The organism is Paucisalibacillus algeriensis, assembly GCF_000577245.1.
GTDB lineage: Bacteria > Bacillota > Bacilli > Bacillales > Amphibacillaceae > Ornithinibacillus.
The window spans coordinates 88,891-103,091 of the sequence record NZ_CBYO010000009.1 but is presented as its reverse complement, the minus strand read 5'-3'; the positions used below and the strand labels follow the sequence as shown (position 1 = coordinate 103,091).

Genomic DNA, 14,201 nt, shown 5'->3' with positions numbered 1-14,201 from the left:
GGCAAAATTAAAAGGCAAAAGTCCGGTCCACTACCGAACTTTTGCCCAACAAGCAGCTTAAAAATATATGTCCAACTTTTTGGGGTCACTTCAAAATAAGAATTCTATCCAAGCGTTTTGCATTATCTGATATTTGACTGTTTAACTATGCCCCCGTTACTTTAAGCGAAAACCCTTACAAACCAACATTAAATATACTTTTGCGTCTAACTATTTTAAAATTTATCAAAGTCTTGCTTCAACAACGAATACATATATAAATCATCAAATTTACCACATGTAAACTCATAATTCCTCAATAATCCTTCCCTGATAAAACCCAACTTTTCTACTAATTTTTGTGATGATTGATTAGGTGGTTCTATTAATGCCTCTATCCGTTGAAAATTCATGTGTTCATATCCGTAACTTATTATAGCTTCAACTGCCTCAAAGGCAATACCTTTTCCCCACTGTTCTTTACTCAATTCAAAACCAATTTCAGTACGGAAATGCTGAGAAATATTGTTATGAAAACCGCAACTGCCAATAACAATTCCTTGCTCTTTTAAAGTAATTCCCCATCTAATACCCGTTTTGTTATTTTGTATTGATTGATACCATGAAATCTCATCCAAGGCATCGTCTATTGATTTAAAAGGTTCTAATCCATAATACTTCATTACTTCTTCATCAGACAGATAATTCAACATGCTGTTCGCATCCGCTTTTGTAACTTTTCTTAGTATTAATCTTTTAGTCTCAAGTACGGGAAATATATCAGTGTCTAGGGTCACAGTAATCTCTCCTCATTTTATATTACTATTTAAGTATCCTACCATTTAATTTAAGTAAAAGGTCTCACAAAGTCTTATATTCATTATATCATGTTTTTATTTTGCCCTAAAATATGCCAAATTTAGGCTTAATCCCATTTACTAATTTACATCCTATTTAGCAATAGAAATAACATACCAATTAGGAACCTACTATGACCTAATAGTAATATGTTAATTTGTATGTTATTTTAAATGCTAAAAAAAAGACAATTTATAAGAAAACATTGATACATCAAAGAAAAATAGCATACCAATTAATCTACGATTTACTATGTTATTTTTCTTGCTAATTTAGATTTTCTCCATCAAAAGTGAACTACTTAGCTTTAGAAGGAATATCTCCTTCTAAAGCCAGCCTTTATTGAAGTATGTTATAAGAAGGGGTTCGTTGTCGATTCACGATTAGACTAACAATGCTTTTATGATGACTCCTTACCGTATACTTACTCTTTACGTAAAACCAATATAGATAACATTCCTAATCCAAAGCCAATTGCGCCCCCCGCCTCCACATTATGAAACAACAGTCCTATCCCAAATCCTGTAATTAAAAAACCAAAAAAAGCTAGACCACTCCGTACATAGTTCATGTCTAGAACCCCCAAATTCATGATATCTTTATAGTATATTCGAGGGGGGTTTTTTGGTTAATTATTTACGTAGTCCACATATAGATATTCCGAGAACTCTATTTGAAGGTCTTGTGGCACCCTTATATAGAAAAAGCGGGATCCCGAAGAACTATAGCCATGTCCAAATTGGCTTTCACCAATCATTTGCTTCATCGGAAATGCAAGTTCACTAAAAGCTAACTCAATGATTAGCTCTTCTTCAGGACTAACAACCATGAGTGTATCAGATGTCATTTCAACATCCATATCGGGTGTATATTCACTGACATCCATGGATACAGAATTCACACCAAGAGCCTGCCAATCTTTAATAAAGTATACCTCTATTTTCCCTTTTAGCTCATTTGTTCTTTCTATTAATATTCCCTCATCATAATAATCAGACGACAACGTTAAGGAATCCCCAGTATAAGGGAACTCCCAGCTCTGAGAAATCCGTTGTTGATCAATTGAAGAAAATCCTCCTTGTTGCGCCTTCATGAATAAATTGTCTGTCATGTCTTCCCTAAGCGTTAAGTTTTTTATCAATTTTGCTTCAGAGCTTGGGAGAAATAGAGAAAATACTGTTGCAATAAGCAAAAAAGAAATATACCCAACAAAAATTAGCTTGGATTGTCGTAATGTTAGTGACTTTCGTGTTAAACGCTTATTCACGGCCACTAACCATAAAATAATGATCATGATGAAAATTAAAGGAAGTATCGATAAGAATGCTGCCATAATCATCTAACCTCCAATCGATTAGATAGTAATATAGCCAATCCACTACCAATTAAGATGGTGACAATGGCCTTTAGTAAAAATACCGTAAACGAGTACTCCATAAAGTAAAACTTTAGTATATTAACAAAACCAGGATTTGCATTACTTTGTACAACATAGTTCAAACCAACCAAAATGACTGGCAATAAAATAATTAGCCTTTTATTAAATTGTGTCATCATGCCAACCAAGTATCCGGCTGTAGCAGCTAATAAAATATATAATAAAGTAGCTAATGCCCCTGCGAAATAATCCCCTATTGCGACTTGATAAGTTAAGGTAAGGAATATATCGACATCATGTATGAGATAAAATAATATTCTAATTACCCCTGTTGATAATAAGGCTGTAGCTGCACCAATTATACATGCAGTTAGAAGGAATACCATGTTAGACAAATTATACGATAATCGATTGGAAACAAACGTGAAATCATCTTCACGATACGACTTTGTTGTCATTAATATCGCATTCATGAAAGCCCATATCATGGTTAGTACTATAACTAGACTTGATGAGGATACCGTAACATCAAGCGTATACACATTATTGGAAAATGAGCCGCTTCCACCACCTGCAATTGAAAGGAGAATTCCAATTACCTGAACAACCATTAACGCCATAAAAACTCCAGTATAGGCCTTTAGTTTATACCGATATTGTTTAAGTACGACATTAGACAGACTTACTTTGGTTAAAGACATCATCAATTCCCCCTTTCGCTTGATTGGTTAGGTATACACAAAGATCACTAGGAGTTACAGGTGAAACATTTATTCCTAGACGTTTTACACTCTCGTGTGAAAAGTTATTACGAACAACCACGGAACAACTATCAAGATCAATATTTCTTTTATATATTACATCTTTATCTTCTAGAATTTGCATAACAATAGCTGTTTTTCCGCTTAATGTCACGGCATATTCTTTAAATTCATCCACTGGTAGCTGAAGGACTTTCTTCCCTTCATCGACCAATAAAATGTCCTCTAATATATCCTCCATTTCATCTAAATGATGGCTAGATATAATAATAGTCCGTGGGCTAAATAGATAATCTTTTAGTAACGCACGATAGAAATCCTTTCTTACAGCAGCATCCATACCAGTTGTCGGCTCATCAAATATGGTTAGGGGACATTTAGCTGCGAGACCAACAATCATGTTAAACGTACTTCTTTTTCCTTTAGAAAGACTTTGATGTACTAATCTTGGATTAAAGTTAAAGTACTCTAGCAATCCTTCTGCTAATTTCGCATCCCAGTTTGGATAGAAAGCTTGAGCTTCAGTTAAAACCTCTTTTAAATTTAACGTATACGTAAAACTCATCATGTCATCTACAAAAATAGAGTTCATGGAAACTTCCAAATTATTAAAGGGACTTCTTTCGAAAACCTTTACTCTCCCTTCAGTTTCTCTCCAGAACCCTGCAATCACTTTAAGAAGTGTTGTCTTTCCTGCACCATTTCGACCAATTAATCCCGTTATGGTATTTTCCTCAATCGAAAATGTAATGCGATCTAGAGCATTGATGCTACCATACGTTTTCACTAGTCCCTCGCATTCTATTACCTTCACAGCTACTCCCCCTTGCTTTCTTTCATAATTTCTTTAAGCATTTCTAATAGATCTTCATTTGTTACACTAAGACGTACAGCTTCTTGTACAGCCTCCTCCAAAAGACCTTTCAACTTCTGATTTTTCCGTTTCTCTAAAATGATGTCCAATGCCTCGGATGAAACAAACTTTCCCAGTCCACGCTTGTTATAAAGAATCTTCTCTTCATAAAGAAGATTAAGCCCTTTCGCAGCAGTCGCCGGATTTATCGTAAATAAATCTGCAAGCTTGTATTGAGAATAAACCTTTTCATCAACCTTCAAATTGCCGTTCAGTATTTCGTTCTCAAGCCATTCCGCAATTTGAACATAAATTGGAATCGTACTATCCATATTTAGAACCATATTAGGTCCCCCTTAACCAACATAGTGCATTAGTGTTGTAATGTAGTATATACAAAAATGTATTCGATTGCAAGGCAAATTTGGAAGGTTCCTAAAATAATAAAAAAAAATAGAAGATACCCATTGTATCTCCTAATTTCTAACCCAAATTGATTTTGTATAGGCAACTCTTAATCCCAGTTTTTCCATGTTATTCGAACTGACACTGGCATATTTGGCTTGTCCGACAACTAATTCAGCACCTTTGATGTGAGCATCCTTTATTCTTTCTTTTAATAAAGCTCGATGTACGCCTTGTTTTCTGTGTTCCGGGACAGTTGCAGATGCAGCAAGCGTCGCAACCCCATTTTGATAAAACATAACTCCTATGCCTGCTGGCTCACCATTATTTGTTGCAAGGTAAAACTCCCACTCCTTGAGAGGGTATAGAACTTGATTATTTTGAGCGATTCCCGGTTTTATAAATTCTGGTAAGCCAAATCCCCTTAGATAAATCTCAGCAAAAAGGTCAAACTCATCCTCTTTTAATTTCTGTATAGAAATCGATGAATTCACATTTTCATATATCCCCATTTGACCGCCATATAGCACACTATGGAAGTTACTTTGATAGACACCTTTACTAGCTAGTAACTTTAATAGCTCTGAATTAATACAGGCAGGTGTAATTTCTATTTGAATTGGAATATCCTTTTCATTATAAAAATCAAGTATTTTATCAACTTCACTTGTATCATCCGAGGTCAGGCCTCTTACCGTGTTAAATGCTGGTCCAGGTATCCCTTTAACTGAGAAAGCTGTTGCCTGTCCAAACTTTGCTACCTCAACTCCCACTGGGTTTCCGGGAATGTTCTGAATTGCAGTAAGTCTAGAATTCAGCATCTCTATTTCGGAAACCTCAATCCTTCTTGCAATTTCACCTGTCAATACTGGAACCATCCTTATACTCTCCTCTCTTAATCAGTACCCACTATAGAACTTCTCCGTTCTAAGAACACAACATCTCTCCAAACACCATGAAGTTTTCCAACCCGTTTTCTAGTTCCTACAATATCAAACCCTAGACGTGTATGTAGTTTAATACTCGCAGTATTTTCAGGAAAAATTAATGACTGTAAAGTCCAAAAACCCTGTACCTCACTAGCTCGAATAAGTTCTTCTAATAATAATGTACCAACTCCTAAACCGGAGCAAGCACTTGAAACATAAATACTATCCTCGGCAACACCACGATATGCTTGCTTTTGTATAGATTGACTTAAAGCAGCCCATCCTACTACTTCCCCATCTATGCAGGCAACTATTCGACATGCTTTTACGTGCCCTTTATCCCATTCTTCCCATGATGGAGGCTCCGTATCGAATGTTGCATTACCAGTTTGAATCCCTTCTATATATATGTTGCGTACCGATTCCCAATCGGCTTCTGTCATTTGTTTAATTTTCACGTGTTGTTTTTCCATCTAATCACACCTAGTTGTCCTATAAATTTATCCAAAATCGTCTTTTTACAATTCCATTTGAATCCTGCTCAGAATGATCTTCTATACCACCATTATGGATAATAACTTTGGCTGAACCAATATTATCGTCATCACAAGTAATTAACACTTTGTCCATCCCCAATTCCCTACATTTATGGAGTGCTTCCGACAAGATGAACGTAGCAAAACCCTTCTTCCTTTCAGAAGGACGTACACTATAACCAATATGTCCTCCAATTCGATAAAGGAAGTCATTTAGTTCATGACGTATATCTAGCAAGCCTAGTATTCTATTTTCCGCACTAACTAAAAAATAGTTAGAACAAGGTAACCATTCTCCATACCCTTTTTCTCTTTTCAATAATTCTTGTAGATATTCTTCATAGCTACTAGTTCCCTCTAGATTGAAACTACTTGGTATAATTCTAGTCGGTCCCCATTCCACTAAATATGATCGATGCTCGTTTTCCCACTTCATAGATGGCCTTACTAAACGCATGCTTATCCCCCTTTACGCAACTAACAACGAATTAATTATTCTTATCATAATCAATTCGTTGTTAGTTGAAAAGAACTATTTACTTTTTTCTGGCTTTAATAAAGCCTTCGATTGTATCCCACACTAAACCAACTAATAGAAGGATAACAATAATTCTAGTGCTATTTTTCCAAATGGTTTCCCCAATCTGGTACCCTTCTGAACCTTCCGTGACTATCCCCGATTTAACCAGGTCACTCATAAACTCTGGATTCCAGAAGGCATCTCCAGTAATGAGGAAGGAAACAACCATCATTCCTAATAGATTAATAATAACGGTATAACCTACTAATTTCATGGTCCACTTTCCTGAAATCAGTTTTAAACATTCCTTTACAATGAAAATTGCTAGTAACAATAATACTAATGGCATATATTGTGAAAAAGCTGCCTCATTTAAGAAAGGAACTACCTCTCTGAATCCACCATCATTAAACACATAAACTCCAAAGAAATTACTCGAGAAAGCAAAAAATACCATAACAATAACGTAAAAAATTATCCCAACAATTGGCTCTGATCGTTTTATTCGTCTTCTTGGATCTGGAATTGCCGACAGCATGGATGGATGCCAAGTTTTATCTAATCCTAGATCCTTTGTCTGAACTCCTCCGTAATAATCTACCAGAGCAAAAACAAGCGTTACCCACCCTACGACTTGTGGTATTGCCGTAACTAATGTAACAATAAGTCCAACAAAGTGATCTAATATCTCAACAGGGTCGATTATTATTTGAATTACGAAAACAATCCCAAGACCGGCAAACATAGATATTAATACAATTTTTAAAACGATGAGAAACGAATCATATAGCTCTGGACCAATTAAATACCTTTTCGTACCCCGATATTTGATTGCCATCTCTCTCGGACTGCCTAATTCTATTAATACTTCTTCGACATCTTTCTTTTTTACTTCACCATCACCAACACGTTCCTCAATCATATCCTCAATTAATCCGCGAAGTTCAATTCCGATATCCTCACGCTGAGATTGCGGAAGTTTTTGTGTGACCGCATAAATATACCTTTCAATCATTTCCATCTTCTTCATCCTTCCTTGTATGAATTAAATGATCCAAACTTGCTACCATACCTTCCCATTCCTTACATAATTGTTCATATACCTCGTTGCCCATTTTACTTAATTTATAATACTTCCTTGGCCTTGCCTCATTTGTATCCCAAAGGCTCTCAAGTAAACCTTGCTTCTCCAGCCTTCTAAGTAGTGGATACAGCGTCCCAGGTTCCACTTGGACACCTTTTTCATTCAGTAATGTCACAAGTGAATATCCATACTGTGGGACTGATAGCTGACTAAGTACACCAATGGTGATGGTACCCCGTCGTAATTCAAGCATTAATTTATCGATATGTTCTTGTTCGTTCAAGGTTATCAACTCCTAACTTCATTATAGTGTATGACGCACACTATTGTAAAGTGCATATTATTAAAAAATAAAAAACATGATTGGATGCACTCCAAATCATGTTTTTTCAATTTACGCCTGGTGGTTCATGGCGAGTTTCGTTTCCTCATGGTATATAGCGGGCCATTCAGACCTTACCATTAACACGGTAATGAAGTGAGGTATAAAAGATGCAAGATGGAAGCCAATGTTTATAGAAGAAATTTCCTGTAATACTACTTCAGCATCCAGGTTATCAAAAATATTATCGACTAGAAGGAATGCCAACACCATAGTGACTTGAGAATACAACCAATGCAACATACTCTTCCAATATTTCGCCCTCTCCAGACGATAAACATAAAGAATATAGGAAATTAGAATAAAGATATAGGGAATGACATTAGTAAGAATTAGGGATTTTTCGTTCATTTTCTCATTCGCCGCAAAGCTGAAAATAACCAGATATACGACAAATTGCACCGCGAATAGCAGCCAAACTGGATAACAAAAGTAATGGATTCCCTGTCTTTCTAAATTCTCTTTATACAATGGTCCCATTTCTGGTTTCGGTTTCTCAGAAGTGAATCCACTAAACTCCTCATACTCAAATATACTTCCATTAATAGGAAATGATCTAGTTTTCACGTTAGAATCTAGAATCTCCAACAACTTCTCTTCCGGAACAAGGTATAGTTGTCTTTCTGTATACTCAATTAAAATATGTATATTAGATAAGGAGCTTAGTAAATAATTCATAGCATCCTTCGTATAATGTTCATGTTGTAACATGAAGTGATTAATTTTCTGATGATCCTCATAGATTAAGTGAATAACAGGATACACTAAAAACCTTTCCTTATAGTGGGGTTTTCGTACTTCAACAATTTTTCTTGAAATGACACATCTTTTTATTTTGGAAAAGTCTATATAGCCTTCCATGTATTGATCATCAGAAATGTGGTGCTTATAAAAGAAACCCTCCTTCGATATTTTATAGTTATTCAATTTATTATTCGTTTTCAGCATGGAAACATAATAATTCACCATCATAAATACAAGGAATATGACAAGCGGCGCTAATGTAATATAGAACGCCATAAAAAAGGTTTCATGGGTATTATCAAAAAAATAAAATGGAGCGACAAAGTAAAAAATACCGCCCGCAACCATTGCAATTACAATTATTGTTGTTATTGTCCATATATAAATATTATTTTTATTTCGGTATTCATAAACTGTGTTATTACTACTATTATTCACCTATGATTTCCCTCCTCTAACTAATAATATAACGCAATAGGAAGTGAAGGGGTTTCAAAGAAAATGAATAAAGCAAACTTTTATTGTCATTGACAAATCATGTATAATTAGCTTTCATGGAAGTAGACAGAACATAACAGGAGAATATTAATGAAAATTTATGTAGATGCAGATGCTAGCCCTGCTAAAGATATCGTTATTTCAGTAGCAAAGGCATTTTCTATTCCAGTTGTTCTTGTAAAAAGTATTAGCCACTTTTCACATGATGAAGAAATAGAAGGTGTCGAGACGGTTTATGTCGATACCGGTGCAGATGCAGCTGATTACCGAATTATGCAGCTTGCTGAAAAAAGGGATTTAATTATTACACAGGATTACGGTCTTGCTTCTCTCGGATTAGGGAAGGGTTGTCTAGTTCTACATCACAAAGGTTTTGCCTATACCAATAAAAATATCGATCAACTTCTCCAAACTCGTCATCTTAGTGCGAAGGCAAGAAGAAGTGGTCAAAAGACAAAAGGACCTAAGCCATATACCGAAGAGGATCGGAAGAATTTTAGGGATTTACTAGAAAGAACCGTTCAAGAAAACGTGCAAAAGGGGAGCAACGATAGTTAATTGCTCCCCTTTTGCATTTATAGCTTTCGAATTGTAAAGTTAGCTTGAAGCACTGGCCAATTTTATGGGAATGGATTACCTAATACCCAATATCTAACTCATCTTAAGCCATATTCCTTAACCGTTTCATATTTAACTCGCACACTCCTCGCATCCTCAAACCAGCCCTCATGTTCCTGACCACTTGTATCCGTATACCAGTAAAATGGAGATTGATACCAATATATCTCTCACCTTATTATTTGGAGCAATCGCCCAAATGGAAATTTTTTTATTTATTTGAAACCAATTAGTATACATATTCGACTAATCAATGTGGGGAGAAATTTCAATGAAAAATGGCGATATCAAACGGACTCCTGTTTTACCACTTAAATTAGAGGAATAAAAAAACGCTCAAAACGAGCGTTTTTTAAATCACTTTTACATCACTAATTACAAATCTACTCCGTGGCAAACTAGGAAATCTTATCATGCTATATTGTAAATCTTGCTGAGGTACCACATATTCCACTTTGTTTACCAGAAAATGTAGGACCACTTTCATTACTTCAATTGTTAACCATTCCCCGGGACAGCGGTGCCCTCGGTAATAATCGCCACCCCCTTGTGGGATAAAGTCATAAAAGTTTTCTTCTCGATCGATAAATCGTTCTGGATTAAACGTGTATGGCTTTTCCCATATATCAGGATGATGGTTTGTACCGTATATATCGAGGAGAACTAAGTTTCCTTTTTTGAAATCATGTCCATTCCACAGAAAGTCTTCTCTAACTCTTGCTGTTAATAACGGGAAAAATGGATAATACCTTCTAACCTCTTGTATAAAATGTTCTGTATACTCCTCATCATGATTTCGTAGCTTTTCCATTTCTCCTGGATGCTCATGTAAGGCCAAAGCTTCAAATGTAATGTACACCGAAACCGCAACAATTGGCCTTAAAATATTAAGCAGTTCAACAGCAACAATCTGCTCATTTAATAATTCTCCATTTATATCTTGGTACCAAGACATTTTATATAAAGCTGAATCTTTAGGTATGCAAAGTTCCCCATTACGAACCTGTCCAACAAGCCCTCGTAGCCAAGTTTCAGCAAGATTTCTTGAGGATCGCCCCTTCCAATATCTTGGACCCATAGCTCCAGCACCATCAATTAATGCTTCTAATTGATTAGCCCTTTTATTAACTTCTCTCTCGTTTAATGGTATACCAGACCATTCACATGCTACCCTAGTAAGAATTTGAACCACTTCATTGTAAACTACCACTTTTTGTTGCATTGTCCATTTGGTCACTGCATTCTCCATGTGGTTTTCAAGTAACTTACTTAAATCCTGTAATCTTTCTTTGGACATTAGAGACATAAATAGTTCTTTACGATGTCGATGATTGGCTCCGTCAATGGTTTGAATCGCATGTTCTCCAAAAAGAGTCTGTCTCAATCGCTTCGGTGCAGCACCATCTCGAATAAGTTTATCTTCATCATAAAAAGTCTTAACCGCTTCTTCCCCAGCGATACAAATAGCCTTTTGCCCGCCAAGAACTCGAGTTTCAAAAATATCTCTGCCAAATTTATTTCTTCGATTTGTTATGTAGTTGTATCCTTCTAATAATAACTTTGGGGTATTATCAATTCCTTTATCGATTGGAATCTGTTCACGATATGGCAATTTAGTCACTCACTTCTGTATTTTACTATCTATAGTCTGTTATAGAGTTGTAACCTTTATGCATAGGGCCTAAACTTTTACTCTTTATGCAAAGTTCATTTATAATGTAGGCGAGGTGAATGAACATGGCACGTGAACGGAAATTTTCAAGGGAAGAACTTTATCGATCAACTAAAGAATTACTTTTGCAGTATGGTTATGAAGGCTACACCTTCACACTACTCGCTAATCAATTGAATGTTTCCAGGGCAGCAATTTATAAATACTACGAAAATAAAGAAGAACTACTGAGTGAATATATGCTGTATGAATTAACATCATTTTTATATCTATTGAAAAAGGTAACTAGAGAAAAAACATTCACCGATCAGTTCCATGCTTTATTTGACGTCATCTTTGCTGATATGAGTCTTTATCAATTACGAGAAATAGGTATACAAATACCTAAGGTAAATAAGAAAGTAGCGGCGAACAAACAAAATATAAGTGAAATTGTTACTGAATTGTATACATCACTCCAACATTTCATAGACTTAGGTAGAAGTGAAAAAAAATTGAGGGATGATATTCCCAGTAATTTAATCATAGGAATGATATTTCAAACTGTTAATATTCCAAACACTGAAGGAGTTCCACATCAAGATTGGGTGAAAAAAATAAAAGAAGTAATCTGTCACGGAGTTTTCACCGAATAATAATTGACACTTGTGTAACTTTCAAGTGATAATGAGATAGCGGTATTATGCCGTTATTTTTCCACCAAAAGTTACACACGTGTAACCTTAAGAGAGGATTTTTCTAAAATGAAAAATTTACTAAAGAAAATTACCGATTGTGTTTCCACCAAAAAAGGAATGTGGATTACGTTAGCTTCATGGTTACTTATTATGGTCATCCTTACCATTACTGTTCCAAGTGTAAGAGACTATCAGGTAACATCAATTGATACATTACCAGAAGAAATGCATTCAGTAGTTGCAAACGAAAAAATTGAAACCTATTTTGGTGGTAGTGAAGTATTACCAGCTATATTAGTACTTCAATCGGAGAATCAAATCGAGTTGCAGGATTTGATTACCATAACCGATACGATATTGGCAGAAGATATTGATGGATTGAAGGAAATTATCCCAATGGGGAAACTGCCTGAACCAGCTACAAATTCCTTTTTCTCAGAGGACCGGTCTACTGCTATTATCCCTACCAATTTAGATGCTAATTTAGATACCCCAGAGGTAAAAGAAGTACTGGAACAAATTACATCAATCATTTCGGAACATACAGATTTGACGGTATCAGTAACTGGTCCTGCAGGAATTGCAGTTGATACTACCGACTTATTTTCAAGAGCTGACCTTGTCTTAATTATGTCCACAGTTGGAATTATCCTTGTACTATTAATTTTGATTTATCGTTCGCCATTAATTGCTTTAATTCCATTATTAGCCGCCGTTTTTGTCTATCAAATCGTCACGCAGCTACTTGGACTATTTGGAAAAGCTGGATTACTTATGAGTTCCCAGTCCGTATCGATTATGTCAGTATTGCTATTTGCAGCAGTAATTGATTATTCCTTATTCGTATTCTCTCGATTTAGGGAAGAATTAAAGCAACATGAAAATAGACACACTGCTATGAAAGTAGCGATGAGAGGAACTGGTTTACCTGTCTTCTACTCAGGCGGTACAGTATTCCTTGCGATGATTATCCTAATATTTGCAGATTTAGGTGATTATCGTAACTTTGCACTTATCTTCGGTACGGCTTTAGCAGTTATTATGGTAGCATCCGTTACACTCGTACCAGCGTTATTTACCATCTTTGGCAGAAAATCATTTTGGCCAATCATTCCGAAAGTTGGTGATACTACTGTAAAGCCAAGTTCTATCTGGAGTAAAGTTGGAAAATTTGTAACGAAAAAACCGATAGTTGCGATAAGCGTTGTTGGGGTATTTATTGTTTTAAGTTCAACTTATAACCTAAATCTTAAATATGAATTTGATCTAATAAAATCCTTCCCAGATGATATGCCATCTAGAGTTGGCTACGAAATATTAGAGGAAAAATTTGCACCAGGGGATCTTGCCCCTACTACTGTTCTAGTGGAATCAGATAAAGAAATTTCAGAAGAGAATCGCCAAGCTTTATTAGAGGTACTTTCAGAAGAGGATCATGTAAATACAATAAGGATTGATAATCAAACCGACGATCAAAAAGTAGTGTCTTACAGCCTCACATTTGATGAAAGTCCATATGCAATTGAGTCCATTAATGCATTGGAAGATATTCAGGAAAGGTCAGATAATATTCTTGATGCTAGCAATATAAATGGTGAATTGTACTTTGCTGGTGAAACATCAGCATCTCTTGATGATAAAAATACAAATAACCGAGACCTTGTAGTCATTGTATTATTAGAAACACTACTCATCTTTATCATGTTAATCTTCCTAACCAAGTCATTCAAAATGCCATTGTATATGATGGGTACAATTATTGTATCCTTCTTTGCAGCATTAGGATTAGGGATGTTCCTAACGAATTTATTCTTTGATATCGATACAATTAGTAACCGTGTACCAGTTTACGCGTTCATATTCTTAGTAGCTCTGGGAATAGATTATAATATCATTTTAGTTTCCAGGTTCATGGAAGAACGAGAGAAGCATTCCATTAAAGAAGCTACTCGAATTGCAGTAGCAAATACGGGTGGAGTAATTTCCTCAGCAGGTATTATATTGGCTGCTACATTTGCAGTATTGATGACACAACCAATCCAACTATTATTTGTATTCGGATTTATTGTTGCGGTTGGTATTTTGATTGATACTTTCTTGATAAGAGGAGTATTGTTGCCGAGTTTAATTGTGATGCTCGAAAAAGATAAGCATAGAAAAGAAGGGAAGTAAAAAACAATCTGAAGGATGATTCCTTCAGGTTATTTCATTTGTATCCTATCACGTCTCGGGTTCATCCTCCAAACTTAAAAATAGCTTAATAGATGGATTGACCTCTTCCCCTTTGATAGAATTAACCTAATAAGC

The 14,201-nt window shown here is 35.5% G+C and carries 16 protein-coding genes; 3 read left to right on the top strand and 13 right to left on the bottom strand.

Features of this window, described 5'->3' with window-relative positions; translation table 11 throughout:
• Positions 1-215 precede the first annotated feature (215 nt).
• The 12 genes from TY11_RS07160 to TY11_RS07110 form a co-directional block, all read right to left on the bottom strand.
• The gene (locus tag TY11_RS07160; RefSeq protein ID WP_042144498.1) at positions 216-776 is read right to left on the bottom strand and encodes a GNAT family N-acetyltransferase; all 561 of its coding nucleotides are present in this window, start codon (positions 774-776) and stop codon (positions 216-218) included.
• Positions 777-1,261: 485 nt separating this feature from the next.
• On the bottom strand, positions 1,262-1,408 hold the full coding sequence (locus TY11_RS20400) for a hypothetical protein (protein ID WP_155982681.1): 147 nt from the start codon (positions 1,406-1,408) through the stop codon (positions 1,262-1,264).
• Between the two features lie 57 nt (positions 1,409-1,465).
• The gene (locus TY11_RS07155) at positions 1,466-2,170 is read right to left on the bottom strand and encodes a hypothetical protein (protein ID WP_042144496.1); all 705 of its coding nucleotides are present in this window, start codon (positions 2,168-2,170) and stop codon (positions 1,466-1,468) included.
• A 2-nt stretch (positions 2,171-2,172) separates the two neighbouring features.
• Positions 2,173-2,916 (bottom strand): hypothetical protein, encoded by a 744-nt coding sequence (locus tag TY11_RS07150; protein WP_042144493.1) that lies wholly within the window; start codon positions 2,914-2,916, stop codon positions 2,173-2,175.
• Positions 2,888-3,790 carry an ATP-binding cassette domain-containing protein gene (locus tag TY11_RS07145; RefSeq protein ID WP_042144492.1) on the bottom strand — a complete coding sequence of 301 codons (903 nt, stop codon included), beginning with the start codon at positions 3,788-3,790 and terminating at the stop codon, positions 2,888-2,890. The genes TY11_RS07150 and TY11_RS07145 overlap by 29 nt, the downstream gene beginning before the upstream one ends.
• Before the next feature lie 2 nt (positions 3,791-3,792).
• Complete coding sequence (locus TY11_RS07140) at positions 3,793-4,173, bottom strand: GntR family transcriptional regulator (protein WP_042144491.1); 381 nt, start codon at positions 4,171-4,173, stop codon at positions 3,793-3,795.
• A gap of 132 nt (positions 4,174-4,305) precedes the next feature.
• Entirely contained in the window at positions 4,306-5,112 is an 807-nt protein-coding gene (locus TY11_RS07135) for a GNAT family N-acetyltransferase (RefSeq protein WP_042144490.1), read from the bottom strand.
• A gap of 17 nt (positions 5,113-5,129) precedes the next feature.
• Positions 5,130-5,636 carry a GNAT family N-acetyltransferase gene (locus TY11_RS07130; RefSeq protein ID WP_042144489.1) on the bottom strand — a complete coding sequence of 169 codons (507 nt, stop codon included), beginning with the start codon at positions 5,634-5,636 and terminating at the stop codon, positions 5,130-5,132.
• A gap of 19 nt (positions 5,637-5,655) precedes the next feature.
• Positions 5,656-6,156 (bottom strand): GNAT family N-acetyltransferase, encoded by a 501-nt coding sequence (locus tag TY11_RS07125; RefSeq protein ID WP_042144488.1) that lies wholly within the window; start codon positions 6,154-6,156, stop codon positions 5,656-5,658.
• Positions 6,157-6,235: 79 nt separating this feature from the next.
• Positions 6,236-7,240, bottom strand: a complete 1,005-nt coding sequence (locus TY11_RS07120; protein WP_042144487.1) for an HAAS signaling domain-containing protein — start codon at positions 7,238-7,240, stop codon at positions 6,236-6,238.
• The gene (locus TY11_RS07115; RefSeq protein ID WP_042144517.1) at positions 7,227-7,556 is read right to left on the bottom strand and encodes a PadR family transcriptional regulator; all 330 of its coding nucleotides are present in this window, start codon (positions 7,554-7,556) and stop codon (positions 7,227-7,229) included. Before TY11_RS07115 ends, TY11_RS07120 begins: the two co-directional genes overlap by 14 nt.
• A gap of 141 nt (positions 7,557-7,697) precedes the next feature.
• Positions 7,698-8,867, bottom strand: a complete 1,170-nt coding sequence (locus TY11_RS07110; RefSeq protein WP_042144486.1) for a hypothetical protein — start codon at positions 8,865-8,867, stop codon at positions 7,698-7,700.
• A 150-nt stretch (positions 8,868-9,017) separates the two neighbouring features.
• On the opposite strand from TY11_RS07110, the gene TY11_RS07105 reads away from it, so the two are divergent.
• The gene (locus TY11_RS07105; RefSeq protein WP_042144485.1) at positions 9,018-9,485 is read left to right on the top strand and encodes a YaiI/YqxD family protein; all 468 of its coding nucleotides are present in this window, start codon (positions 9,018-9,020) and stop codon (positions 9,483-9,485) included.
• Positions 9,486-9,897: 412 nt separating this feature from the next.
• Here the strand turns inward: TY11_RS07105 and cypC are convergent, their stop codons facing one another.
• The gene (cypC, locus tag TY11_RS07100; RefSeq protein WP_042144484.1) at positions 9,898-11,157 is read right to left on the bottom strand and encodes a CYP152 family fatty-acid peroxygenase CypC; all 1,260 of its coding nucleotides are present in this window, start codon (positions 11,155-11,157) and stop codon (positions 9,898-9,900) included.
• Positions 11,158-11,282: 125 nt separating this feature from the next.
• Here cypC and TY11_RS07095 point away from each other — a divergent pair, with 125 nt between their 5' ends.
• Positions 11,283-11,852, top strand: a complete 570-nt coding sequence (locus tag TY11_RS07095) for a TetR/AcrR family transcriptional regulator (protein WP_042144481.1) — start codon at positions 11,283-11,285, stop codon at positions 11,850-11,852.
• Between the two features lie 108 nt (positions 11,853-11,960).
• A complete protein-coding gene (locus TY11_RS07090) occupies positions 11,961-14,066 on the top strand; it encodes an MMPL family transporter (RefSeq protein ID WP_042144480.1) in 2,106 nt (701 codons plus the stop codon).
• Positions 14,067-14,201 lie beyond the last annotated feature (135 nt).